The 26,310-nt window shown below is 48.0% G+C and carries 20 protein-coding genes; 13 read left to right on the top strand and 7 right to left on the bottom strand.

Features of this window, described 5'->3' with window-relative positions:
• Window positions 1-122: 122 nt before the first annotated feature.
• From MLE19_RS18540 to MLE19_RS18500, 9 genes are all read left to right on the top strand, one after another.
• Complete coding sequence (locus MLE19_RS18540; RefSeq protein ID WP_240719596.1) at window positions 123-1,280, top strand: serine/threonine protein kinase; 1,158 nt, start codon at window positions 123-125, stop codon at window positions 1,278-1,280.
• 15 nt (window positions 1,281-1,295) lie between these two features.
• On the top strand, window positions 1,296-1,769 hold the full coding sequence (locus MLE19_RS18535) for a hypothetical protein (RefSeq protein ID WP_240719595.1): 474 nt from the start codon (window positions 1,296-1,298) through the stop codon (window positions 1,767-1,769).
• Window positions 1,769-2,884, top strand: coding sequence for an alpha-hydroxy acid oxidase (locus MLE19_RS18530; RefSeq protein ID WP_240719594.1), 1,116 nt, complete (start codon window positions 1,769-1,771; stop codon window positions 2,882-2,884). The genes MLE19_RS18535 and MLE19_RS18530 overlap by 1 nt, the downstream gene beginning before the upstream one ends.
• A 6-nt stretch (window positions 2,885-2,890) precedes the next feature.
• A complete protein-coding gene (locus MLE19_RS18525; protein WP_240719593.1) occupies window positions 2,891-3,523 on the top strand; it encodes a LysE family translocator in 633 nt (210 codons plus the stop codon).
• Window positions 3,524-3,533: 10 nt separating this feature from the next.
• Window positions 3,534-4,628, top strand: a complete 1,095-nt coding sequence (locus MLE19_RS18520; protein ID WP_240719592.1) for a PLP-dependent aminotransferase family protein — start codon at window positions 3,534-3,536, stop codon at window positions 4,626-4,628.
• Window positions 4,628-6,655, top strand: coding sequence for a glycosyltransferase (locus MLE19_RS18515; RefSeq protein ID WP_240719591.1), 2,028 nt, complete (start codon window positions 4,628-4,630; stop codon window positions 6,653-6,655). Before MLE19_RS18520 ends, MLE19_RS18515 begins: the two co-directional genes overlap by 1 nt.
• On the top strand, window positions 6,645-7,457 hold the full coding sequence (locus MLE19_RS18510) for an alpha/beta hydrolase (protein ID WP_240719590.1): 813 nt from the start codon (window positions 6,645-6,647) through the stop codon (window positions 7,455-7,457). The genes MLE19_RS18515 and MLE19_RS18510 overlap by 11 nt, the downstream gene beginning before the upstream one ends.
• An 18-nt stretch (window positions 7,458-7,475) precedes the next feature.
• Complete coding sequence (locus MLE19_RS18505; protein WP_240719589.1) at window positions 7,476-8,786, top strand: nucleotide sugar dehydrogenase; 1,311 nt, start codon at window positions 7,476-7,478, stop codon at window positions 8,784-8,786.
• 67 nt (window positions 8,787-8,853) lie between these two features.
• On the top strand, window positions 8,854-9,504 hold the full coding sequence (locus MLE19_RS18500; protein ID WP_240719588.1) for an acyl-homoserine-lactone synthase: 651 nt from the start codon (window positions 8,854-8,856) through the stop codon (window positions 9,502-9,504).
• 8 nt (window positions 9,505-9,512) lie between these two features.
• Here the strand turns inward: MLE19_RS18500 and MLE19_RS18495 are convergent, their stop codons facing one another.
• The 5 genes from MLE19_RS18495 to MLE19_RS18475 all read right to left on the bottom strand — a co-directional run bounded on the left by MLE19_RS18495 (window position 9,513) and on the right by MLE19_RS18475 (window position 17,873).
• Window positions 9,513-10,247, bottom strand: coding sequence for a helix-turn-helix transcriptional regulator (locus tag MLE19_RS18495; RefSeq protein ID WP_240719587.1), 735 nt, complete (start codon window positions 10,245-10,247; stop codon window positions 9,513-9,515).
• Window positions 10,248-10,838: 591 nt separating this feature from the next.
• The gene (gene recD, locus MLE19_RS18490; protein WP_240719601.1) at window positions 10,839-13,157 is read right to left on the bottom strand and encodes an exodeoxyribonuclease V subunit alpha; all 2,319 of its coding nucleotides are present in this window, start codon (window positions 13,155-13,157) and stop codon (window positions 10,839-10,841) included.
• Window positions 13,158-13,189: 32 nt separating this feature from the next.
• The gene (recB, locus tag MLE19_RS18485) at window positions 13,190-17,113 is read right to left on the bottom strand and encodes an exodeoxyribonuclease V subunit beta (protein ID WP_240719586.1); all 3,924 of its coding nucleotides are present in this window, start codon (window positions 17,111-17,113) and stop codon (window positions 13,190-13,192) included.
• A gap of 55 nt (window positions 17,114-17,168) precedes the next feature.
• The gene (locus tag MLE19_RS18480; protein ID WP_240719585.1) at window positions 17,169-17,477 is read right to left on the bottom strand and encodes a nucleotidyltransferase family protein; all 309 of its coding nucleotides are present in this window, start codon (window positions 17,475-17,477) and stop codon (window positions 17,169-17,171) included.
• Between the two features lie 93 nt (window positions 17,478-17,570).
• A complete protein-coding gene (locus MLE19_RS18475; RefSeq protein WP_240719584.1) occupies window positions 17,571-17,873 on the bottom strand; it encodes a nucleotidyltransferase domain-containing protein in 303 nt (100 codons plus the stop codon).
• A gap of 118 nt (window positions 17,874-17,991) precedes the next feature.
• On the opposite strand from MLE19_RS18475, the gene pncB reads away from it, so the two are divergent.
• Window positions 17,992-19,170 (top strand): nicotinate phosphoribosyltransferase, encoded by a 1,179-nt coding sequence (gene pncB / locus MLE19_RS18470; protein WP_240719583.1) that lies wholly within the window; start codon window positions 17,992-17,994, stop codon window positions 19,168-19,170.
• On the opposite strand, the gene recC is transcribed toward pncB, so the two are convergent.
• A complete protein-coding gene (recC, locus tag MLE19_RS18465; protein ID WP_240719582.1) occupies window positions 19,167-22,802 on the bottom strand; it encodes an exodeoxyribonuclease V subunit gamma in 3,636 nt (1,211 codons plus the stop codon). The genes pncB and recC overlap by 4 nt on opposite strands.
• A 178-nt stretch (window positions 22,803-22,980) precedes the next feature.
• Between recC and MLE19_RS18460 the strand changes: the two genes are divergently transcribed.
• Window positions 22,981-23,412: a DUF2384 domain-containing protein gene (locus MLE19_RS18460; protein ID WP_008958938.1), complete on the top strand. Its 432-nt coding sequence runs from the start codon at window positions 22,981-22,983 to the stop codon at window positions 23,410-23,412.
• Complete coding sequence (locus tag MLE19_RS18455) at window positions 23,409-23,927, top strand: RES family NAD+ phosphorylase (protein WP_240719581.1); 519 nt, start codon at window positions 23,409-23,411, stop codon at window positions 23,925-23,927. Before MLE19_RS18460 ends, MLE19_RS18455 begins: the two co-directional genes overlap by 4 nt.
• A 93-nt stretch (window positions 23,928-24,020) precedes the next feature.
• On the opposite strand, the gene MLE19_RS18450 is transcribed toward MLE19_RS18455, so the two are convergent.
• Window positions 24,021-24,335 (bottom strand): addiction module antidote protein, encoded by a 315-nt coding sequence (locus tag MLE19_RS18450; RefSeq protein WP_035556717.1) that lies wholly within the window; start codon window positions 24,333-24,335, stop codon window positions 24,021-24,023.
• A 210-nt stretch (window positions 24,336-24,545) separates the two neighbouring features.
• Between MLE19_RS18450 and ilvD the strand changes: the two genes are divergently transcribed.
• On the top strand, window positions 24,546-26,228 hold the full coding sequence (gene ilvD / locus MLE19_RS18445; protein WP_240719580.1) for a dihydroxy-acid dehydratase: 1,683 nt from the start codon (window positions 24,546-24,548) through the stop codon (window positions 26,226-26,228).
• Window positions 26,229-26,310 lie beyond the last annotated feature (82 nt).

Genomic DNA, 26,310 nt, shown 5'->3' with positions numbered 1-26,310 from the left:
TTAATTCCTTTCCTCCAACCACCTGTACTTTAGGACAGGTGGTTGGAAGAAAGGAGTTGAACTATTTTATTAAAGTAACTTAACCTATTAAAAAATTAATCGTTGTTAAAAGGAGTCGAATAGTGAAAACAGGAATTATAGATTCAGATGCTGAAAAAATAAAAGTTAATAGCTGGAATGAGTGGGATCCTCTTAGAAGAGTAATGGTTGGTCGTGCAAAAGGTACAATGGTTCAAGCACCTGAACCAGCTATCATAAGGGATTGGCCTAATGAAGGTTTTCCAAAAGGATCTTATGGATTGGTTCCTGATGAATTAGTTGATGCAGCAGACGAACAGTTAGATAACTTGGTTAAAATTTTAGAAAAAAAAGGAGTTAAAGTTGACAGGCCTTCAGATTTTGACTTCGCACAAGAGGTTAGTACACCTGATTGGAATCAGAAATCAATGTTTGGATGTATGCCTCCACGAGATGTTTTAGCTGTAGTTGGAAATGAGATTCTTGAGGCAACCATGTCCCAGCGTAGCAGGTGGCATGAATATTTATGTTATAGACCATTGATAATTAATTATTTCAAAAATGACTCTAAAATGAAATGGGAGGCCGCTCCTAAACCTAGACTATCTGATGAATCGTTTAATAAAAATTTTTGGGAAAAATATGAAAAATTAAGTAATGAAGAAAAACTAATAAAGGTTAGAGAAAATGACCTTATTTTAACTGATGAAGAACCATTATTTGATGCCGCGGATATCTCAAGATTCGGAAAAGATTTATTTGTTCAGCTTTCGCTTGTAACAAATAAGTTGGGCTATAAATGGATTAAAAATCACTTTAAAGATCACAGAGTCCATGCAGTAACATTTGATAATTATTACCCACAACATATAGATGCAACATTCGTACCTTTAAAGCCAGGTATGGTGCTACATTGCGGTGAACGAACAGCTGATCCAGAATTAATTAGATATTTCGAAAAAAATGATTGGCAAATTATAAAGGCTGAAAAACCAAGCAAAACTTATAAAACGTTACCACGAATGAGTTTTTGCTCACCCTGGTTATCGATGAATCTACTTAGTATCGATCAAAATACTATAGTAGTCGAGGAATCTGAAAAAATGCAAATTGAGCAATTAGATAAACTTGGATTTAATGTTGTGCCAGTTCCATTTTGGGATGTTGCACCTTTTGGTGGTGGGTTGCATTGTGCAACAGTAGATATAGAAAGGGAAGGAGAAATGGAAGATTATTTTCCAAACCGACATGGTAGGTTTTAATAAAAAAGGCTAATTATGATTAATTATGATAAAGATAAAACGGTCTTTGAAAAACTTTCTACTTTGATGAGTAATATAAGGGTTGAGAATAAGAACGATTTTTATGGGGTGGGGTTAATAATAACCGATCATATAAATGGTTTGCCTGTGTATCAATTGCCTATAGCTAAAAAATATAATATTGGAAAATTTAAAACAGAAGCGATGCTCAAATGGATGTGCGGTTCTAAAGATGCTCTTCATGATGGATTTCATATTTTAACTTCTAATATGGATATTCTATTAAATAGCTGTTACGTCGCCGCTCCAATACCCGAATGTACGGATAAAATATTAAATAGCGATTTAGATATTGAAAAGATTGGAAGTAGATGGATCACAGCACTCTTCACTTCGCTGATACCTGAAGTACATGCAACAGGAATAATTAGTGCATCAGGAAGTCAATATTTATTCGTTAATGGGGTTGTATATAAAGGAGTTGATTAATGCACAATATCGAACACTATCGTAGGAGTGCGCAGAAGAAATTACCTAAATTTGTTTTTGATTATTTAGAAGGTGGAGCATGCGATGAAATATGTGTCGGTAATAATATTTTGAGTATAAAAAAAATTAAATTAAAACCAAAAAATTTAAATGTAAAAAATAATAATAAAGTCGTATCCCTGTTAGGTGCTGAGTATCAAGTTCCTTTAGGGTTATCGCCAATTGGTTTGGCAGGTGTTTTTTATCCTAATGCTGATATTATTTTAGCAAAAGCCGCTAAAATAAAAGAAATCCCATTTATTTTATCTACAGCATCAAATAATAGAATAGAAGATGTCATTAAAATAACTGAAGAAAAATATTTATGGTTTCAACTGTATGCCATGAATGAAAAAATAACTAAAAATTTATTAGAAAAACTGATAAGTGTTGGATGTAAAAACTTAGTAATTACAGTAGATGTACCTATTTCTGGGAAGAGAGAAAGAGATTTATATAATGGTTTTAAGCTGCCTTTTAAGTTATCACACAAAAATATTTACGAAATTCTGTGCAAACCCAGCTATGTTAAAAATCATATTTTCAAACCAAGGCCAAAATTAGTTAATATTGAAGATTATATTGATACTAAAAATTCTTCACTACAAGCAAAACTGCTTAATAGAAGCATGAATGCCGATTTTGATATGGTAGATTTAAAAAAATTAAGAGATATTTGGCCCTACAATCTTATAGTAAAAGGAATAATAGATAAAGAAGAAGCTATCGACTGTGAGAGCATTGGTGTAGACGCAATAATAGTTTCAAATCATGGTGGTAGACAATTAGACAGCTGTATATCACCAATTGATGTAGTCAAAGAAATATCTGAATCTTTAAAAATACCTGTAATGATTGATGGAGGTATACGAAGAGGCGAAGATATATTTAAAGCAAAATGTTTAGGCGCACAAATGGTATTTATTGGACGACCAGCAATTTATGGACTTGCCTCAATGGGCGAAAGAGGGGTTAAAAATATATTAGACATATTTATTGATGAATATAAAGATACTCTTATGCTAGCTGGTTATAATGAAGAAAGTAATTTATTTGATTTCATATTTAAAGGTTGATTTAGCATGGAAATAGAAAAGCTGTTGTTATATTTTGTGACCGACTTCACTGCTTACATTATACCAGGCCCCGCAACTTTATTAGTTTTAGTAGTAGTATTAACAAGTGGAAGGTATTTGGGTTTATTTACTACTGCAGGAGTATTAACAGCTGAAACAGTATATTTTGGCCTATCTGCTGCGGGACTGGGACTCTTGATAGTAAATAATGCAATGGTTTTCATGGCAATAAAATATTTGGGAGCTTTGTACTTAATATGGCTTGGTATTAAAGATATAAAAAAATCAATAAAATTTTCAAATATAAAAAAACATAACCACCATAATGAAATTCAGAAAATAAAACCTTCAGATGCATATATTAAAGGTTTTATTATAAATATATCTAACCCAAAAGCTTTGTTAGTTTACATAGCTATACTTCCACAGTTTATAAATAAAGAAAATGGATTAGTGTTTCAAATCGTAGTGTTATATATACTTGGCATGCTAGCAGGATTGATGGCTTTCATGGTTTATATAGTTGTGGCCGAAAAAATAAGATCTAAAGGAATTAGCGATGAAATCAGCAAAAAAATAGGTTTTATTAGTGGTTTTTTACTTATTATTATCGGTTTGTTTTTTGGTTTGCTTGGTTAGGAGCGTATAAATGATTGATTTAGGAATAGGACAGACAGAAAATTGCTTATTTTCTTCAGAAGAAGTTAAATGTTCCGCATTGAAAGTAATAAATCATTCAAATAATGAGGCATTTCAATATGCACCAGAAGAAGGATTGTATCGCTTAAGAGTTGAAATAGCTAAATGGTTGACAAATAAAACAAAAATGGAAGTGCTCTATAAAGATATTCTGATTACCAATGGAGCTTCACATGCGCTAGAACTTATATTGAAAATGATGGTTCCAAAAGGTGGGACTATAATTATAGAAGATCCAACGTATTTTTTTGCACTAGAAATATTCAAAGACTGGGATTTGAATATTATAACTGTAGGCTTAACTGATGGTGGTATAGATGTTGGTGAGATAGAAAAAATATGTAAAAAAAGGAAAATTGATTTAGTTTATACCATCCCTTTTAATCATAACCCTACAGGTATAACAGCAAATAAAAAAACAATAAATAAATTAAAAATGCTGGCAGATAAATTTGATTTTTATGTAGCTTCAGATGAGGTATACCGATTTGTTGGAGATCCTCAACCTCAAAGTATGTATACCGGCCATGAACAACGTATTTTCTCAATTGGTTCATTTTCTAAGATATTGGGCCCTGGTTTCAGATTAGGTTGGATAAATGCGAGTGACCAAAATATCTCTGACTTAGTTAAATGCGGTGTATTGATTAGTGGTGGAGGTGTATCACCATTAATGTCTTTGATTCTATCAAATATGTTGGAAACAGGGAAGGTTGATTCAATATGCAAAAAACTTAATTATTTTTATGATGAGCGAAGGGAGAGGTTAATCGATGTTTTTTCAAAAAATTTACCTATACATGTAAAATTCTACCCACCAACAGGAGGCTTCTTTGCTTGGTTAGAGATAGACAGCGAAATTAGTATAGATAAAATTAGAGAAAATCTAATAGAAAAATCAGTAGATATTATTAATGGTAGTCAATTCTCATTGAATAAAAATTTTTCTAATTGTTTAAGGTTAGGGTTTACTTTCTACCCTCCGTCACAGTTAGAGTATGCTTGTAAAGAAATTTGTTTAGCGATTAAAAAGGTGAATATATAATGATTAATCAATACTTAGCTTCATGTCTCAAGAACAGAGAGAGATCACCCTCAGAGATAATTAAAAGCGATTCACTGAGTTTGATGTTTACCTCTGAAGTAAATGACATTGATATAAAACAAGTTGAGCTTGCTCAGCAGGTGCTTAAAAAAAGAAGTGACTATAATGATCAAAGCAATAATGCCAATATCGACTATGTACGGTTACAAAAAAAAATAGTTGAAAGACATTTGGAAAATAGAGTTGGTTACTATGGAAATGACCAAGTAATAACGCTAAATGATTACAAAGCTTTAATAAGTGAGAAAAGAGATACATTTGTAGTAATAAAGTTTATGGACGAGTCTCCTCATATTAGAGCAACATTAAAATCGATTCTTAATCAAAAATATGAAATGAAAAGACTCGTTGTCGTAGCAGTTGATAATAATTCCACTGACGGTTCAGATGAAATAGTTAAGTCAGTTATAAATGAAACAGTTACAGATGCAAGAATTTATTATGTGAATCAGATTATGCCTGGGGGTGGTAATGCTGCTCGATATGGCGTAGATGCTTGCATCTCCACCATATACAATATGTGCAAGCTTGATAATGACTGGAGTCGTTTGCAACATTGCTCAATAGCAGTAACCGATGGTGACACAGTTTATACTGAAGGAGTGTTAAAAGAAATTGATTTTCAGCTTAAAAGTAACATCGATATAGATGGGGTTATGCCTTTTCTTATATACAAAATAACAAGTACAGTAAGATTCTTCAACAACTACGTGCCTCTAAGCGAAGATTTTTCAAATTTAGACCCAAGCCTTTTTATTAAGGTTGATTTCCCTCTTTGCGGATCTTTAGCTTATGGAGAATTAAAATTATCAAATCGAATCAAATATTTTAATACGATTTTTTCTCGTGATAATTTTTCAATTCATACTAATGAAAAATTATCTTACATAGTGCTTATAGATAAAGAAGGTAATAAAGCTAAACTGTATATAGATGGGCAGCTTCTTTTGGAACAATCTACGGTTTCAGGAGATGATCGCTCGCTTGTCTATCTGAACAATAATTATATTGAAAGAAACGAAAAATGGAAATGGCATACATTAGTAGGTCATGATGTTTTTTTACGTTCACTTTATACAATGTTTTCTTTTCCTGAAGAAGCAATATTACCTGATACAAGCGATGCATTAAAAACTTTTAGGTGCTGGAGTTTTTCTATAGGTGGGCAACATCAATTATCACGACCTGGATTAAAAGTTGTTACTGGAACTGACTATCAATCAGGACGTATACATAAAGCTGTTGGATGTAGGATTGTTTTAGCTAATGCAAAAGAATATTCTGAAACTGAGATAGACCGACTCGCAAAAATGATACGTAACTTCAATAAAAATCAAAATATATTTTATGGTGATGCGCGTTCTAGCAGCTTAGAAAGAGCTAGTGGTTTATATCTTCATATGACACGTATTCAAACTAAAATTGAAGAAGAAGTTAAAAAATATGATGACAATTTTTATAAAGAAACAGCTTTTCCTGAGCGTATTTTATTTCCTTTGCGTTGGGTTTTAAAAAACTCAATTCTTTTTTCAATATTATCAAGTCAGTCTATAAGCGAAGAGATAGAGAAATTAGTTTTCTTACCCCTCGTTGGTTTAAAAAACCTCAATGAAATCAAAAAAAATATATTGAATCATTCTTTTAAAAAAGAAATTATCTCCTCAGAACATGAGGCAAGGGAAGAAAAAGCCGAAAAAATAGCCGAAAAAATCATAGAGATGTCATTTGATAATATTATGTTTTTTTATAATAAAGTACTCGGTGAATATTTTAAATTTTCTGGAGTTGATCCGGACGCATATAAATGGCTGCTTGAGGATGTTGGTGACATTGAATGTGCATTATTAAAAGAAAAAATAGCTATAGACCCTGCAGAAGCATGGCGAAGTGAAGAATACGTCATAGACCAAGATAGAGGACAAGTTGTAGATATTTTTACAAGCAGAGGTAGTGAAAATGATCACTGAGAAAATTAATATTTACACAGAGATAGTTCCTTTTTCTAAAAATATTGACTGTAATGTGGATGAGGGAGTTTATATTGATATCTATTTTCCAGAAAAAAAAATACGCAATGGCTATTCAATACTCGCTTTTCCTGGAGGTGCATATTCTTTTTTATCAGAAAAATCAGGTAAGGAGTACGGAGTTTGGTTTGCTAGTAAAGGTTTTACAGTATTTGTCTTAAAATTTAGACTTGGAAGCAAGGGGTATGATTTTAAATCAATATGTGTAGATGGCTATAGCGCATACAATTACGTTAGCTCAAAATGTAAAGAGTTTAAAATTGATCCCCAAAAAATTGGTTTAATAGGAACCTCTGCAGGTGCTCATTTAGCCGGAATAATGAGTACAGGTGCTGGTAATGATATTTTAAAGCAGCATGGTGTTGATCAATACACCAATTTAGATATCAAACCAAACTTTTGCGTGCTTTGCTATGGTGTTTTATCCCTTCTCAACCCTATTGCTCACAATGAAACCAGAAAAAATTTTTTAGGTGATTATAGTGATTTATATGAATATCAAGAAGCATTTAGTCCAATAAATTATATAAATGAAAATAACCCGAGAAGTTTTTTATGGCATACAGCTGAAGATCAAGAGGTTACTGTGGATAATACAATATTATATGCAAGGGAATTATTAAAAAAAAGCATACCTTATGAGTTACATATTTATCAAAAAGGGGGGCACGCTTTAGGACTTGCTCAGCATGAATGTCTTTATTGGGCAGACGATTGTGCTAGATGGATTGTTGATAATTAATTTTAAGCTGAGGTTTTTATGTCTCTTTTGATGAACTTGATGAAAAAAATAGAATTAAAAAATGCTTATATTGGGGTTTTTGGCTTAGGCTATGTAGGAATACCACTATCTTTTACTTTCTTAGAAAGAGGGTATGGAGTAATTGGGTTTGATGTCAATCCAGATCGTATTATGAAAATAAATGAAGGAGTAAGTTATCTTTCAAATATAGAAAACGAAAAGTTTTTAGATGCTAAAAATAAAAATTTTTTTGCTACTTGCGATTTTGAATTGACGCATTCTTTAGATGTATTGATATTATGTGTACCTACACCAATAGATAAAAATAAAAATCCCGATACTTCATACATTGTTGAAGTCGTTAATACCATACTGCCTTACTTGAAAGCTGGTCAGCTTATAGTGCTGGAGAGCACTTCATATCCCGGTACTACTGAAGAATTGATCCAAACAAAACTAGAGATGAAAGGTTTCAAAATTGGAGAGGATTTTTTCTTATGTTATAGCCCTGAAAGAGAAGATCCTGGTAATTTACAATTTTCAACTTCTACAATTCCAAAACTGTGCAGTGGAGTTACTCTAAACTGCCTTGAAGTAGGCGTGGCGTTATATGAAACTGTAATTGAAAAAGTTATTACTGTTAGCTCTCCAAAGACTGCAGAAATGGCAAAATTATTAGAGAATGTATATAGATCTGTAAATATTGGATTAGTGAATGAAATGAAGATACTTGCTGATTTCATGGATATTGATATTCATGAAGTAATAAAAGCAGCAGCTACAAAGCCTTTTGGTTTTGTTGCATTTAAACCTGGACCTGGTTTAGGGGGACATTGCATTCCTGTCGACCCATTTTATCTTATTTGGAAGTCAAAAGAGTTTGATTGTACTTCTCGTATAGTAGATGCTGCTTGTGAAGTAAATGATAGAATGCCAACGTGGATAGTAAATAAAATAATTCACTCCTTAAATATAAGGGGAGAAGTCCTCAATGACGCAAAGATATTGTTATTAGGCATGGCATATAAAAAAAATGTATCTGATGTAAGAGAGTCTCCTTCACTTAAAATTTTAACACTTTTAATGAAGTATGGCCTATGCATAGATTATTGTGATCCCCATGTTGATGAGGTTAATTTGTCCATTCACCCTTACACAAGGTTAAAAGGTATTTCTTTAGACTATCAGTGCCTAGTTAATTATAGTGCTGTAGTTATTGTTTGCGATCATGATATTTTTGATTATGAATTGATTTTAGAAAGGGCTCAATTAATTATTGATACTCGTGGTGTGTATAGTGGAAGTAATTTAAAAATAGTGAGTATTTAGTAGCTATGATCATATTGTGGCACATAAATTTCTTTGTTTTTATAAATTAAAATGATAGGAGTTCATAGTGAAATATTCAATTCCAATTTTCCAGACCCTTAAAGCAGATATATATGAGAAAAATTATACTTATATTGAAAGCGAGGTCTTTGAAGAAATGCTTATGGCACGAAAAAGGATATTTATCGATCACAAAAAATGGAATATGGATAGCTATGTCGGTGGATATAAAGAAATGGATATGTATGATGATAAGGATGCCTACTATATCTATTATTGGAAAAATAGTTTAATAGGGAGTGTCAGGCTACGAAAAAGCTCATCACCAACCTTACTTTCAGGTCCCTTTAAATATCTTAAAGATATGGTTAAAAATAATAATATATATGATGATAATATGTGGGAAGCTTCTAGGTTTTTTATTGTAAAAGAAGGATATTCAGATGATGTTAAAAAAATTCATGGTTTAAGCCATTATACGCTCAGCTTGTTTATTGGTATGATTATATTTGGCGTTAAAAACAATGTGTCTTATTTTGAAGTGGTAGTGGATGTCTTGATGGCCAGGGTGCTTAAAAGAGCAGGCTGGGAATTAACAGTGCTAAGTGAAAGCTATGGTTCAAATAATGATATTATCTATTATGGTATTCTTGACTGTAATGATGCGATATTAGATGATATTATAAAAAAATTCAATAATTTAGGTTGTAATCAGTAATTAGACTGCTATAAAATATTTAATCTTAAAGCTATAGTTATTGCCTGCTTTATGTTTACAGAATCAAATTTTTCAATTATATTTTTCGTATGAAATTTTATTGTTCTTTCAGTTATCCCCAAGATAATTGAAATTTCACTATATGTCTTTCCTTTAGAAACCCAAAATAAGCACTCTTTTTCTCTATCTGTAAGATGATAATTATTTTTATTTTTATTTTTAATTTTTCTAGGACGATTTAAGTTAGCCATGAAGCTAATAGCAATAAGTAAATTTATGTTGTCATTGATCAAAGATTTAAAACTAGTGTTTTTATTATCTGAAGCGAAATGCATCGACCCAAAAGCATTGCCTGGTTCATGAATTGGAATTGTGAAACCCTGATGAATACCGAATTTTTGAGAGGTATTGAAGATTTCATTTCCAGCAATATTCTTAGCCTCGTTCCAGAAAAAGGGTGCTGTCGTTACTGATGTATTTTTAATTACTGGGTCTTTTTTTATTAATTTTTTATTTATATAAATTTCAACCCATTCTTTAGGGTAATTGCCAATAATCATTGATTCGTTAATAATTTCTGGGTGGGTTTCTAAATGTACGTAGCTAAAAAAATGAATCCCCAACTTTTCAAGAGCCAAAGATAGTACATTAGAAAAATCGTGATCATTCTGTTCTAGGTTTGCTTGTACTTCGTTTAAAAATTTTTCTTGTTTTTTAGAAATTATTTTTTCATGATTTTTCATTGAATTTCTCTTTATGTCTTATACATGTAAAAAATTACTCTACTGTGTTATCTATTTTTCTTTAATGAAAGAACTGCTTTTTCATAGTCTATTACGCGGTTTTGATAAATTGCAAAAACATCCTATTAGTGTAGCATATTGGCGATTTTGGTGTGAACTCATTGATGATAACCTCTTTAAGTGAACTGGCTTATTGGTTTCATGTATGTAAGTAACGAGCTAATTATTGCTTGAATACTATACTAACAGTTTGCTCGCAACCCGACGCCACTCCATCTTCAGTAGCACCAGGGTTGAGAGTTAGAAGTTATTTTATCGTTTGTTAACACCAGCTGCTTGGCATAGGAAGATGGGTTTTATCCGCCAAGCCTCTTCTGAGACAATTGATTGCTGACTGCAGGTCTTTGGCCCGTTCAGGGAGGATGAGAGTTTGCTATGCGCTACTTTTTCCAGTACTTATAGCCGTTTACTCAAGGTGTTTCAACCAAGCGTTAATCATTTGTTTTATGATTCATAAGAGGATGGGTGAAACTTTGCTTTTTCATCGGTCAACTTATAGATAGATGCGGTTATATCTCACAATAGCTTATGCTAACCCCCAACCCCACTAACCCTCATAACCTCCCTAGTCGCCGCATCATTTAGTATCCCGCGCTTAGCTTCGATCAGCGTGAGCCAGTCGCGGGCGCGGGTGATGCCGGTGTAGACCAGCTCGCGGGTGAGGATTGGGTTGGGTGTTTGTGGTAGCAGCAGGGCAGTGTGCTGAAACTCTGAGCCTTGGGATTTGTGTACCGTCATCGCGAATACGGTTTCTACCGCGTGCAGACGGGAAGGCAGCACCCAATGAATGGGGTTTTCCGGGTCACTGGTCGGAAAGGCGACTCTTAATAGCGATCTTCCTGGCTTATTTGAAGGGCTTCGTGGATCGGGCACCGCCATTGTGATGCCGATATCGCCGTTCATCAGTTTTAGGCCGTAGTCGTTTTGGGTGACCAGCACCGGGCGGCCTTCGAACCAGCCTTTCTCTAACGTGTGGTCATTGCCGTACAGCAGCTTTTCGCGGCGCAATGTTTTGGCGATGCGCAGGTTTAAGCCTTCTACGCCCCAGGGGCCTTTGCGTAGCGCGCACAGCAACTGAAAGCGGCTGTAGGCCTTAAGTACTTGCTTCGCCCAGGCATCGTAAACGTCGCCGTTCTCTTCAAACGCTAGCGATGTATCAGGCCGTTCACTCGCCAGGGTATTCAGGTAGTGCTGGTAGCCGGTGGGTGGTGCCATTGGCTCGCCCTTGAAATTGGTGCGGCCTTCGCCTGCGTTGGGAAATCGTTGCGGGCTGCCGGTGATCACCAGGCGCTCCAGGGCGCTGTCTTCGTTTTGTGCGTCTGGCTTCAACACTAGGTGGTGCAGGTCGGCGTAGCCGTTATTCAGTACGCCATGCACGGCTTGGTGTTTATCCCGTTCCCGCAATGCCTCACTTAGCGGCTGGTTAATCGCCTGGGCGAGCTGGCCGATGCCGCTTGTTTCTGTAAAGCGGTGACTTACCCGCAGCATGGTAATGGCTTGATCCAGCGGTTGGCCGGCCGGGTCGATTAATGCCTCTGGCAGCAGGTGGTCGGTGAGTTCGGCAAGCCACTGCGCCGTGGCGGGGGTGTAGTGGGCCGCGTCGGCGCGGCGGCACAGGTCGCCCAGCACGGCGCCTGCTTCCACGGATGCCAGCTGGTCTTTATCCCCCAGCAGCACCAGCTTGGCGCTGGCGGGCAGGGCGCTGAGCAGCGCCGTCATCATTTCGATATCCACCATCGAGGCTTCATCCACCACCAGCACATCCAGCGCCAGTGGGTTGGCGGCGTTATGGCGGAAGTGGCGGGTGTCGGCGCGGGCGCCAAGTAGCCTGTGGATCGTGGTCACTTCCGTCGGAATGTCGATTGCGTTCGATGAGGAAGCGGCTGATTGCTCACCCAATAGAGATTCCAACCCGCTAAGGGGTAGGTCCTTCACCTGCCCGGCGATGGATTCATTTAGCCGTGCGGCCGCTTTGCCGGTGGGGGCAGCCAGGCGAATGCGCAGCGGATGGGCGTTGGGCTGGGCCAGTTGCAGGGTTTGCAGCAGGGCCAGCAGGCGCACCACGGTGGTGGTTTTGCCGGTGCCGGGGCCGCCGGTGATGATCGCGAACGGGCTGCGGGCGGCGAGGGCGCAGGCGTTTTTTTGCCAATCCAGGGTGTTGGTGGGTTCGAAGAGGATGTTTAGGGCGTTTGCGAGAATATCTGGATGACTGGCGTCATCCATCGCCGATGTGTCGGACCACCGACAAGTCTGGCTCCTACAGAAGTCATCGCCATCCTTCATGGTGAGGCGGTTGGCGATTTCCTGGTGTAGGGTTTGTTCGAACTGCCAGTAGCGGCGCAGGTAGAGCTTGCTGGTGTTGACGCTGTGGCTCACTACCAGCGGTGTATTGCCGGGGCCGTCGCTGATCAGCGTGGGGTGGCTGAGCGCGGCCTGCCATTCGGGCAGCGTTAACGTAGCTAGCACATGGCTGGGCAGCGGCGGCGGGTCGTTCAGGTCGTCGCCTTCCGGCGGCAGCGAAAGCGCAAAATCCGGCGCTTCCAGCGTCGCGGCTACATCCAGGCACACATGGCCTCGGCCAAGCTGGTGGCTGGCAAGCGCCGCGCCCAACAGTAGCAGGGGCGGGGCGTTTTGGGTTTCGCGGTCGAGAAAGCGCACCAGAGCCAGATCCAGATCCCGTAGCCAGCCACGGGAAACCCAGCGCTCACACAGTAGGAATAGCGCGGCGGTGTCGCTTAGCGCGGGGTGCGGCTGGGTAGCACTGGCGGCTGATTCTGTCGGTGGTGTTACCGATGCGGTTGAATCAGGTGCAGCGGGCGGTGCGTCATCGGCGAACAGGTCTAGATTCATGGACTCGTTCTTGGAAGCCGTGTCTCGCTTACTCATGCCAGTGCCTCCTGGTTGCTTGCTGCTGACGCTGTTGATGAGCCTGCAAAGAGTGCATCCAGCGCTTCGATCAGCACGACCGGTGCAGGCACGGCGTGCACGCCGCGGGCGGTGGTGCGGCTGCCGCGCAAGAATACCGTCATCGAACCGCCCAGGTGTTGGTGCGGGTCGTAGTCGGGAAGGCGCGCTTTCAGCAGCCGGTGAAGGGCGAGCATATACAGCGCCGCTTGCAGGTCGTAGCGTTTTTCGAGCATGGCATCGCGCAGGGCGTCAGCGGTGTAGGCGCTGTCGTCGCTGCCCAGATAGTTGGATTTCCAGTCGAGCACGTAGAAGCGGCCTTCATGTTCAAAGGCGAGGTCGATAAAGCCCTTGAGCATGCCGTTGAGGGTGTCGGCATCCAGTACGGGGCGCGATACCCCTGGCAGTAAGTGGTCACTGACCAGCTCATCCAGCTTGCGCGTTTGTACCTGGTGCGCGGCAAACCAGAACTCCAGTTCCACCTGATAGCTTTCTAGTTCGCATAGCGCCACTTGGCTACCTTCGCTGGGCTCTGTCAGGGACGGGGACGGGGCCAGTGAAAGAGAGTGAGGCAGGGGAAGCGGCGTGGCGAGCAGTTCTTCCAGCCAGCCTGCCAGGGTATCGTGCCATGCCTGCCAGCCGCGCAGCTGCACGCGCCGCCTCAGCATGTCTTCCCGGGCGGCGGGGTCTTCTAGCGCTTTGTTGAAGCCCAGTTGGCCCGCCCACTCCAGCAATCCATGTAGGAAGGTGCCGGGGCCTGGGCCTCGCGGAAACCGGTGCAGGTGAAACGCTTCGGTGTTGATGGCGTTGTCGTGGGGTTCATCCAACACTTCCAGGGTGGTGGCTTCCTGGGGCGTGGTGGGTTCCGGTGTGGGCGTTGGCTGCGCCGCCCCTGGCAGCGTTTCTGAAACGGCCCCTGAGGTGCGCAGCGCCGAGTAGCTGGCGATCCACCACTGTTCACGGGCGGGGCGCAGCGGGGTGCGGGCGTGGCCCAGTGCCTGCTGTTCCGGCGCCGGGGTGAAGCGCAGCGCGGTGGGTTCCGGGGCGGTACTTAAATCGATATCGCTGCCTTTCACCAGTTCGCCCAGGGCTTGGGTAAACGCGCTGGAGGCAATGGCTTTGCCGCCGTTGATCAAGTGGCCGATGGCGCTGTTCTCGCTGCCTTTCAGCGGCGCCAGCCCCAGCCAGGTGGCGTGGCGGGCGCGGGTGAGCGCGACGTAAAGCTTACGCAGGTCTTCGCCGAGGCGTTCGCGGTCGGCGGTGGCCAGCGTGGCTTCATCGGCGCTTAAGCTGAGTTGCAGCGTGCCGTCGCTATCGTGCCAGCGTAGCGGCAGGTCGGTGTCGCTGACCGGGCGGTGGTTGGCGATAAACGGCAGGAAGACCAGCGGGTACTCCAGCCCCTTGGATTTGTGAATGGTCACTACCTTGACCAGATCGGCGTCGCTCTCCAGGCGCAGTTTGTGGCTGTCGCCGTGGCTATCCGGGGCGGCGATGGCTTCGGCCAGAAAGCGAATCAGCGCGTGTTCGCCATCCAGCTCCTGGCTGGCGTGCTGCAGCATTTCACCTAGGTGGAGCAGGTCGGTTAGCAAACGCTCACCCTCGGCGAACTCGCCCAACAGCCGTGCGGCGATATCAAAATCAACCATCAAACGGCGCACCAGCGGCAGCACGCCCTGGCGCTGCCACAGGCGGTGGTAGTCGCTGAACTGCTCGACCCGCGCTTCCCAAGCTAGCTCGCTCTGGTTGAGGTAATCGAGTGCTTCAAGGCTCAGCCCAAGCACCGGCGTTGCCAGGGCGGCGCGCAGCTTGGCTTCCGCTTGGCGGGAGTTGGCCTGGGGCTCGGCGCAGGCGCGCAGCCAAATGGCCAGCTGCGGGGCAATGGGGGAGCTGAACACCTTGTCGTGATCGGAAAGGTAGACGCTCTTGATGCCTCGGCTGGCCAGCGCCAGCCGAATCGCCCGCGCTTCCTGCAGGCCGTTGACCAGCACGGCCATGTCCGAGGGGGCCAGCGGAGTGAGTCCGTTATCACCGCTGTCATCAGCCGCCTTAGCAAAGCCCGCCTGCTGTTGGCGGCCTGCTTCCAGAAGTGCGGCCATGTGGGAGGCGCAGCGCTCGGCCATCTCGGTTTGGTAGGCGGTTTTGGAGAGCGGGTCGTCGCTTTCCAGCGGCCACAGGGTCATTGCGGGTAGCGGTTGGCCGTTAAGTACCAGCGTTTCCTTGGTGCCTTTGGCGTGGACGGGATTGAACGGCAGCGGGTTGTCGCCGTCATCGGCACGGAACAGAAAGGCACCGGCATCATGCTGGTCGGCGTAGCTGAAGCAGTGATTGACCGCCGCCACCATGGCGCGGCTGGAGCGGAAGTTGGTGCCCAGCGTGACGTGGCGGCCATCGGTGTCGTGCCGTGCCTGCAGGTAGGTGAAGATATCTGCGCCGCGAAAGGCGTAGATCGCCTGCTTGGGGTCGCCAATCAGTAGGATGGCGCTGTCGCGCCGGGGCGTTGCGACGTCATAAACGGCGTTGAAGATGCGGTACTGGATCGGGTCTGTATCCTGGAACTCATCGATCAGTGCCACGGGGAACTGGCGCTGGATCTGCGCGGCCAGGGCCTCTTTGTTGGGGCCTTTGAGGGCGCGATCCAGGTGGGTGAGCAGGTCGTTGGGGCCCATCTCGGCGCGACGTTCCTGTTCGCGCTCTAACCGGGAGCGGCACCACTGCACGGCGTGAATCAGCAGGTCGTTGCGTGGCTCGGGCAGGGCGTCCAGTGCTTGCGGGAGCTGGGCCAGCGCTTCCCAGGCTTGCGGGCAGGGCGGTGCGCCCTCTTTCCAGATATCCGTCATGCCGTCGGGGGTCATGCGTTTCCAGGCGGCGTCAGTGAGCGCGGGGCGGTCGGCCTCCGTTTCGCACCACTCGCGTAGTGCGCCTAGCCAGTTGGCGCGGCTTTTGGCGTTGAAGCTTTGGCCCTTGAAGGCTTTGCGTGTGGCGGCGTCTTCCAGGGCGGGCACCAGTTCGTCCAGCCAGGCGGGCCAGGGGGCTTTGAGTTCGCTGAGCTGGGCGGTGCGTTCGGCCTGAGTGGCGGCCAGGGTCTCGCTGGGTTGGGGTTTTTCGCCGCCCAGCGCTTCGCTTTCTGGCAGTAGCCGTTGTAGCGGAACGTGAAGGTCGTCCGGTGATTTCCAGTAGCGGGTGACAATGCCGAGGGCGTCGCTGTCCAGCGGGTAGTAGAAGCTGCGCCAGTAGTCGCGCACCACTTCCTGCTCCAGTTCGCGCTGGTCGTTTTCCAGGTTGAGGGAGAACAGGCTGCCACTGTCGAAGGCGTGTTCGCGCAGCATGCGGTAGCACCAGCTGTGGATGGTGGAAACCGCGGCTTCGTCCATCCATTCCGCGGCCAGCGCCAGGCGCCGTGAACAGGCGGGCCAGGTGGCAGGGTCGTATTGGTCGCGGAGCTGGAGCAGCAATGGATCATGAGCAAGTGGCACGGAAGCAGGCCACTGCGAGGGCGCTGTGAACCCGTCCTTGGGCGCTACTTTTGCCATCTGACCGCCATGGATGGCGGGAATGCCGGAATCGTCGGGAACATTTTCCGGCCCTGGAAAAAGACCCTCTTCGTGACCTGCTTCCTTAGCATCTGGAGTCTCACGAAATACGTCTGCTGCTTCTACCAGCCGATTGCGTATCCGTTCGCGTAGCTCTTGGGTGGCGGCGTTGGTGAAAGTAACGACCAGGATTTCCGGCGGTGTGAGCGGGCGGATAAACGCAGTGTCGTCGTCAACGCTGTGGCCGCCGAGTACCAAGCGCACGTAGAGCAGAGCGATGGTGAAGGTTTTGCCGGTGCCCGCGCTTGCCTCTATCAGTCGGCTGCCGTGGAGTGGGAGGCTCAATGGATTGAGTGGAGCGGGCTGGCTCATAAGAAAATAGTGTCAAATTCAGTGGCAAAGTCTTGGCTGGCGGGGAACAACTGACTCATGCTGCTTCCTCACTATCAATCGGGAGTGAATGAGCCAAGGCGATTGCTTGGAAGGGGCTGGGTGCCGCTGTCGAGACATAGGTCACGATATCCACCGGCAACTGCAAGCGCTCTTCAAGGGCCATTTTAAGTTCGGCACAAGCAAGCAGCGGTATCGCTGTTTGCGAGATCAGCAGTAGGTCAAGGTCGCCGCCTCGCTTTGTATCATCCAGCCGAGAGCCAAACACATGAACGCTGGCAGCAGTGCCAATGAACGTGCGTACACTCGAAAGAATAATGGTGCGCTGTGTTTGCGTAAGGCGCATGAAGACAGCTCCTTGCTTGTTAAGGTCTAACACTGACTGTAAGAGCCTCGCCATCTAATAATCTAACGCCAAGCCACTCTTGGAAAATGCAGTTTACGCTTTCTTATCAATAGAGCACGCTTCGGCTAAGACCCTTGCTTGGGACGGTGTTGGCTCATCGGTTTTGACATAGGTGACAATTTGCACCGGCAGTTTTAGGTACTCTTCGAGTATGCCGTTAAGTTCGGTGCAAGCCTGGACAGGTATCTCTTGCTTGGAAATTAGCAGTAGGTCAACACCGCCGCCTATTTGGGTATCATCAAGTCGAGAACCGAAAACACGAACTTCCACATCAGCATCAATTAACTCTTCCACTCCGTAGAGAATGATGGCGCGATGTGTCTGAGTAATACGCATAAGACCGCTCCTAAACTGTATGAGAATCCCGTCACCTGATAATCTTGTCGCTGAGCCACTCTTGGTGCAATAAGTTTACGCTACCGGCGGCTTCGGTTCACTCTAACGATGGGATCTCATGCTGACATCGCTGCTGGATAATGACTTCTATAAAATCACGATGCAAAACGCCGTGATTAAACGCTTTCCCTATGCCCAGGCGCGCTACGCGTTCATCAATCGTGGCGAGCACGATTTTCCTGAGGGCTTCGGTGCTGAGCTTCGCGCCGAAGTCGATAAGATGGCCACGCTTCGCTTGAACGAGGAGGAAAAGCGCTACCTCGAATTAACCTGCCCCTATCTCGACCCCACCTATCTCGATTTTCTGGCGGGGTTTCATTACGACCCTGCCGAAGTGATTATCGAGCAGCAGGGGAGTGACCTGTCGGTGATTATCGAGGGGCCGTGGTATCGCACCATTCTGTGGGAAGTGCCGCTGATGGCGTTGATTAGCGAGCTTTGGTATCGGCTGCGTGGGGTGAGCGTTACCCATGAGGCTGATGCGCTCATTGAGCAGCGCGCTCAGGAAAAGATCGAACTCTATCGCCGGTTAGGGCTGAAGATTGCTGAGTTCGGTACCCGCAGGCGCTTCTCCTTTGATGTTCACGATCGCGTGGTCGGCGCCCTTTGCCATCATGGTGGCGAGGCGTTCAGTGGCACCAGCAATGTGCTGCTGGCCATGCGCCACGGGGTTAAACCGATCGGCACTCATGCCCATGAGTGGTTTATGTTCCACGGTGCCCGCTTCGGTTTCAAAATGGCCAACAGCCTGGCGCTTGAGCACTGGGTGGATGTCTATCGGGGTGATCTCGGTATCGCGTTAACCGACACCTTTACCTCGCGGGCCTTTTTCGACAGCTTCGATAAGAAGTTCGCCAAGCTCTTTGATGGCGTGCGCCATGATAGCGGCGACCCTATCGACTTTGCCTCTCAAACCATGGCGCATTACGAGCGCCTGGGTATTAATCCGCTGAGCAAGACGATTATCTTTTCTGATGCGTTGACGCCCGAGAAAGTCGAGCGTATTCACGCTTTTTGTCAGGATCGTATCGGGATGGCGTTTGGTATTGGCACCAATTTCACCAACGATGTCGGCGTTGAGCCGATGAACATGGTGATTAAAATGGTCGAGGCGCGCCCGGAAGGGCAGCAGTGGCTGCCGGTGATCAAGCTCTCCGATGTGCCGGATAAGCACACCGGCGACCCGGAAATGATTTCGCTAGCCAAGCGGGTGCTGGCGGTCGGCCGTAAGAGCTAGCCTTTGACCGCACGGTGTAGCGGCGCGTAAAGCGCGTCGCTAAGGGAGGCGAAACTGTGGCCCAAGGCGCGCTCGTTAAACAGCCGCTCAAAACTGGGCCACTGGTGGGAAAGGTAAGCGCTTTGTGCGACTTCGCCGGTTTGGAAGCTGCCACCTTGGTAGGCGGTTTCGGCGGCAGCGTAGGCGTCGCTGTCGGTCTCAGAGTCTGGAGTGCCCAGCTTAGCCAGCCATGCGAAAGCGGCTTGGGGAGCCAGCGGTAGCGGGGCTTGCATGCCATCGCTCCAAGCGCTGAGCAGGGCGGCTAGCTGGTAACGGGCATTCTCGGCCTCTAACGGTTCTAGCCGTACATGGCCCGCTTTTGAGAGTAGCTGGGTGGTCATCGGCCGCTCAATATTGCCCGCTAAGTGCGCTACCCAGGGGCGTAGCAAGTGATGCCAGCGGTACTGACCACGGCCCCTCCCTTGGCTGACCAAGCTGCTGCTGAGTAGTAATAGGCGGCAGCGGTTGCCTGCATCATCTTGGCGGAGCTCCCCCAGCCAATCTTCCAGCGTCACCTTCCCTTCAACTCCTTCGGCTCCTTCAGCTCTTTCCACAACATGCACTGCCTGGGGCGCTGCAACCACGTGGGGCCACTCTTGCAGTGCTTCTTCGTAAGCGTCAAACAGCGCCTCCATCGGCTCGGCTAGCGCTTCGCGCATCCGCTCGCCAAAGGCGCCCACGGCCAGTACACCTTGGCCTTTAAAACGTTCCAGTGCCGCATGTAGTGCTTCGATTCTCGGCTGGCCGTTATCCACGGCTTGGCGCTGGGCGGCGATTAGCTGATCCTGCAACTGCCAGTTCTGCAGCCCATCTAACGTGAAGGGCTCAACATCCAGCTGGGTGAGTTCTTCCTGCTCGAAGTAAACGCCCAGGCGGGTATTGAAAAATGCCTTGGCCGGTTCGCGTAAAAAGCTGCCCAGTTGGGCCAGGGTGAGCGTGCCTTGCTGCTCACTGTCTGGCGCGAGTTTCGGCGTTTCTGCCGTTTGGGAGCTTTCGCCGCTTGGGGCATGCAGTGCGTGCCACTCGTGGGCGTATGTAAATAGCCGTGATTGGGCGGGGGAGTCGTTATCTTGGCCTGAGAAGTAGCGGCGACTAAACGGCTGCAGCGGGTGCTCGGTGGTCAGGCCTTCCAGCAGTGGCTCGCCGTTCTGCGTGTGCCAGCCTGCTGCCAGGTGGTCGCGCAGTTGGCCGACCAGCACTGAGGGGGGCATGGGGTTGTTGTCGATCTGGCTGCGGCCCACCCAGCTAATGTAGAGCTGCTGGCGGGCGGAGAGCAGCGCTTCCAGAAACAGGTAGCGGTCGTCTTCGCGGCGGGAGCGGTCGCCGGGGCGGTAGTCGCTGCCCATCAGGTCAAAATCCAGCGGCGGCTGTGAGCGCGGGTACTCGCCGTCGTTCATGCCCAGCAAGCACACGCGCTTGAAAGGAATAGCGCGCATCGGCATTAGCGTGGCGAAGTTGACCGCCCCAGCAAGAAACCGCTGGGAAAGGCTGTGCTCGTCGATCTGCCCCAGCCAGTGCTCGCGCACCATGGAAAGCGGCATTGGGTCAAAGAGCGCGGCCTCTTCGGTGCTGTCGAGCAACTGCTGGAGAGCGGTCTCCAGCTTGGTGAGCATGACGCTCTCTTGGGCATCGTCGGTGAGGAAGTAGGTTTCTAATAGCTCGCGCAGTCGCGCCACCCAGGTGGCGGCGTCAGTGGACTGGCAGAAGGTTTCCCAGGTGCTTTCCAGCTTTTCCAGCAGGTTCGCCAGCGGGCCTGCCAGTGACGCTTCCAGTCCACCAATATCATCAAACGGCTCTATGCCTTGCCAGGCGTCAGCACTGCCAACGGTGTAGCCCAGCAGCAGGCGGCGCAGGCCAAAGGCCCAGGTGTTTTGGGTCAATCCTTCAGGTAGATCCAGCCGAGTGCGCTGTTCGGCATTAAGCCCCCAGCGGATGCCCGCGCCCTCGATCCAGCGGCTCAGGGTGGGCAGGTCATATTCATCGATGCCAAAGCGCGCGCGCAGCGCGGGCACTTCAAGCAGATCCAGCAGGTCGCTTACCGAAAGGCGCAGTTCCGGCAGGCGCAGCAGTCTTTCCAGCGCAATCATCATCGGCAGGCGGTGGCGGCTGGCCTGATCTGAAAGGGTGTAGGGAATGTAACGCGGGTCGTCGGGTCTAGCGTTCGCGTTATAGCCACCGTAAGCGGAGCGGTACTGACCGAACACGGCTTCAATGTGCGGCGCGTAGCGGTCGATATCCGGCACCATGACGATAATATCCCGCGGGCGCAGATCCGGGTCGGCGCTGAAGGCTGCCAGCAGCTGGTCGTGAAGAATCTCCACTTCCCGCTGGGGGCCGTGGGCGATATGGAACACGATGGAGTCATCGCTGGCGGGATCGAGCGCGGGCCAGTGAGTTTGGGTTTCTGCTACCGGGCGCAGTTCGCGAATATCGTCCTGCAGTTGGCTGAGCAAGCAATTACGCTCCTTGCCGCTGAAGGGCTCGAACATGTCGATGCGCAGCGCCTGCTGCTCGAATAGCGTTTGGTAGTTGCCGGAGTCGTCGTGTTCATCGAGCAGGCGCAGGTAGTCGCGCCCCTGCTTGCCCCAGGCGGCCAGCAGTGGCTGTGCGTGCAGGTGCAGGGCGTCGTCGGCATCACCGGTGCCGAGTACGTCCAGGGCGTCGGGCATGCCTGCCTTGCGTCGCTGGCGGTAGCGGCTGGCACGGAGCAGGTCTTTGTGTTCGATGATATCCGCCCAGTAGTACTGGCAGGGGTTGTGCACGCAGAGCACGATCTGGCAGCAGCGCGACAGCGCCGCCAGGGCTTCCAGGGTTTGTTGCGGCAGTGACGAGATGCCGAAAATGATCAATCGCCGGGGCAATCCGTTCGGGCACGCTTGGCCTTCAAGCTGTTCGGCGGCTTCCAGAAAGCGGCTGTGTACCTGGGCTCGGCTGCTGTTAAGGCCTACGTCGCCTTGCGTCATCGCCACATCGTCGCGCAGCGCGCGCCATAATGCTGGCTGCCACAGTTGGTGCTCTTCCAGCGGGCGAGTTTCGCCACGGGCGGTGATCAGCACGTCGTTACCTTTGGCCCAGGCGTCCAGCCAGTCGGCGCGATACACCTGGTATTGATCGAACAGATCCGCCAGCCGCTCGGCCAGTTGGTAGTGTTTGCGCTGGTCGCGATCGACCTCTAAAAAGCGCGCCAAAGGTGCGAAGGCTTCCTGCTCGGCAAGACTGGGCAGCAGGCGCAGAAGGCGCCATATCAACCGCGACTTATCAAACGGCGACGTTTCCGGTACCGCGTGCTCGTCGTGGGTTAAGTGCGTCAACACCGTGCGGTAGGCCTGCCATAGAAAACGTGCGGGCAGCGTGACGTTCAATGCCGCGGCTATGCCCGCACCGCCCTGGGCCGGGTCTTCCGCCAGCGCTAGCTTTAGCCACTGCCCAATGCCGTTGCTCTGCACCAGAATGGTCTCGTTTTCCAGCGGCGAGAGCGGGTGTAGGCGCATCCACTCCACCGCCAAGCCGCGCAGGTCTTCCAGGCGATTGGCGTGCACGACCATAAAGCCCGGCGTTAACGGCGTTTGTGAGAGCAGCGAGTTTGCAGACATGCACGAGGTTCCTTAATGGATGTTTCCTTCACGGCCAGGGCACAGCGGCTAAGTGTATGGTGCCATAAGTTTAGTTCTTAAGCTTGAAACCCTAGCGTCCAGTTTTATAGCTGCTATGATGAAAATATGATGCATATAGGTTGTATATCGGCTGTATAAGCGTAGCAGGAGGTTGCCAATGGCAGTGGGCAATGTAAAAGAGTCATTGAATGAGCCTAACCGGTATCTGGTACCTGATTCGTTCGAGCGGTTTTTGGCTGACTTAAAGGGTGTTGCTCGACAAGAGCGCCACCCGTTGATTAACCCGAAGTTATTTGCCAGTGCATTGAGCATCGATATCCAAACGCTGGCCAGCCAAGCGCATGTTCATCGTACGACGATCTCACGTGCCCAAGGGGCGGAAAAACTTCAACGTTATCTGCGTGATGCACTACGGGTGCTCGGTGCAGCGGCGGATATTAATGGTGATTTCCATGATGCTCTGTTTTGGTTTCGCAACGAGCCGCTTAGCGCATTTGACTATAAAACACCCGAGCAGCTAGTCAGTGAAGGTCGCGCAGATGATCTTCTGCGCTATGTTCAGGCGCTGCAAGCAGGTGTCGTGGGATGATAGTACTGCCGGAGCTGAAAACTCAGGCATACCGTGTACATGTTCCACGCTGGGCATTTTCGCCTACCAGTGGGGCTGGTGCTAGAGAGCATGGTGGGCGGCTGAACCGAGCTGGTGTGGATGCTTTATATCTTTCTCTCGAGGAGCAAACAGCGTTAGCGGAGTACAAGCAGCTTTCTGCATTGATGCCACCTGGGCTGATTGTTAGCTATTCGGTTAGTGTGACTCATATTGTCGATTTTCGAGCAGGCTATCACTCGAAATGGGATAGCCTGTGGCAAGAGCTTAACTGTGACTGGCGTAAGTATTGGTTTAATCAGCGCATTGAGCCGCCTAGCTGGCTATTAGGGGATATGGCGTTGGAACAGGGTGCCAAGGGGATACTTTTTCCTTCTTTGGCACATACTTCAGGTACTAATCTCGTTGTCTATACCGAGACGTTAACAGAAAGCGATAGCCTAGAGGTTTATGATCCGAAAGGCGATTTGCCTCACAACGCGAGCTCCTGGCAGTAATTGTTTTATTTTGATCCTCTTTTGAGCCAGAGGTCATGTTGTAGAGCTAGGTATCATAAGTTGATCGTTTTCCGCGATGCTCGCTAGGCCGTCCTAGCTGCCCGCTTCTGGCCGCGATAGCGGTTTAATAGATAGGCGCATTCCCAAGGAGTTAGCGACCTTGCTGATGGTCGAAAATGCTGGATTGCCTTCCCCGGACAGGGCTTTATAGAGACCTTCACGGCTCATGCCTACGTCTTTGGCGAGTTGGCTCATGTTGCGGGCACGGGCGATATCACCAAGTGCGGCGGCAAGAAGAGCAGGGTCATTTTCCTCCATCACTGCATCAAGATAGGCCGCAATATCTTCCTCAGTTTGAAGATAATCAGCAGTATCGTAGTGGCTGAATTTGACAGTAGGAACGGTCATGGGGTTAACCCTTCTATTAGATCATTTGATAACTCTATTTGGCAGCTCAGTGAGTGTCAACTTTGGTTGACACCTTGTTAAGATTAAATAGTCAAAAGAAAAAGAAGCGGTGGGGTAACTCTATGATGCCAAGCGTTAATCATCTTGCGAGATTATGATTATATCGCCAAGCTATGCGGATACCGTGAACAACGCTAAGAGAGATTTCTAATGTCCGATTCATCGCAAAACTCCCGCCGCCACTCTGCGCCTGTGGTTGATGGCCCTGGTAAAGCCGCTAGCCGTGCCATGCTGCGCGCGGTGGGCTTTACGGATGCCGATTTCAAGAAGCCTCAGGTGGGCATTGCTTCTACCTGGAGCATGGTGACGCCGTGCAATAGCCATATTAATGAGCTGGCCGAGTTTGCCCGCGATGGCGCCGATGCTGGCGGTGGTAAAGGTGTGATTTTCAATACCATCACGATTTCCGATGGTATTGCTAACGGCACTGAGGGGATGAAGTATTCGCTGGTATCACGGGAGGTGATTGCCGACTCGATCGAAACCGTAGCGGGCTGTGAAGGCTTCGATGGTTTGGTGGCGATCGGTGGCTGCGATAAAAACATGCCAGGCTGCTTAATGGGCTTGGCGCGTTTGAACCGCCCCAGCGTGTTTGTCTACGGCGGCACCATTATGCCCGGCAAAGGGCATACCGATATCGTCTCGGTCTTTGAGGCCATGGGCGCCCACTCCCGCGGTGATATCGACCTGATCGAGCTTAAAAACATCGAAGAAACGGCGATCCCTGGCCCCGGTTCTTGTGGCGGTATGTATACCGCTAACACCATGGCGTCGGCGATTGAAGCCTTAGGCATGAGCCTGCCGGGTAGCTCGGCGCAGAATGCTATCTCGCAAGAGAAACGCGACGACTGCAAAGCCGCCGGCGAAGCCGTGCTGGCGCTGCTGGCGAACGATATCAAACCTTCCGATATCATGACTCGCGAGGCGTTCGAGAACGCCATTACGGTCACCATCGCACTGGGTGGCTCTACCAACGCAGTGCTGCACTTGATTGGGATGGCGCGCACCATTGGTGTGGAACTGACCCTGGCGGACTTTACCGAGATTGGTAAACGCGTGCCGGTACTCGCCGATTTGCGCCCCAGCGGCCATTACATGATGAGTGAGCTGGTGGCGATTGGCGGCATTCAGCCGCTGATGAAAATGCTGTTGGACGCAGGCCTGCTTAACGGCAACTGCTTGACCGTGACAGGTAAAACGCTGGAAGAGAACCTGGCCGAAGTGGCGCCTTACCCCGCCGAGCCGCCGATCATTGCCCCGCTGGGCAATCCGATCAAAACGGAAAGCCATCTGCGAATGCTCTATGGCAACCTGGCACCGGAAGGCGCGGTAGCGAAAATTACCGGTAAAGAGGGCACACGCTTTACCGGTTCTGCACGAGTGTTTGGCTCGGAAGAAGAAGCCCAGGCGCGCATTAACGATGGCACGGTCATCGCGGGTGATGTGGTGGTGATTCGTTACGAAGGCCCCAAAGGCGGCCCCGGCATGCGCGAAATGCTCACGCCCACCTCGGCGATTATGGGCCGCGGTTTGGGTAACGACGTGGCGCTGATTACCGATGGTCGCTTCTCGGGTGGTAGCCACGGTTTCGTAGTCGGCCATGTGTCGCCAGAAGCGTTCGACGGTGGCCCGCTGGCGCTGGTAGAAAATGGCGATACCATCACCATCGATGCGGAAGCAGATACTATCGACGTGGATGTATCCGATGACGAAATGATCCGTCGTCGCGCGGCGTGGAAACAGCCTGAGCCTCGCTATACCCGCGGCGTACTAGCCAAGTATGCGCGCCTCGTGAGCTCGGCCAGCACCGGTGCGGTAACAGACCAAGAGTAACGGTTTATTCGCAGGTGTCATCAAGACGTCAAGCGCAAGGCTTAGCATATAAGCCTTGCGCTTTTTTATTGGCTGAAAGGTG

This window comes from Vreelandella neptunia, assembly GCF_022489065.1.
GTDB classification, from domain to species: domain Bacteria; phylum Pseudomonadota; class Gammaproteobacteria; order Pseudomonadales; family Halomonadaceae; genus Vreelandella; species Vreelandella neptunia_A.
The sequence above is the reverse complement of the archived record's forward strand: the minus strand, read 5'-3'. Positions and strand labels throughout refer to the sequence as shown.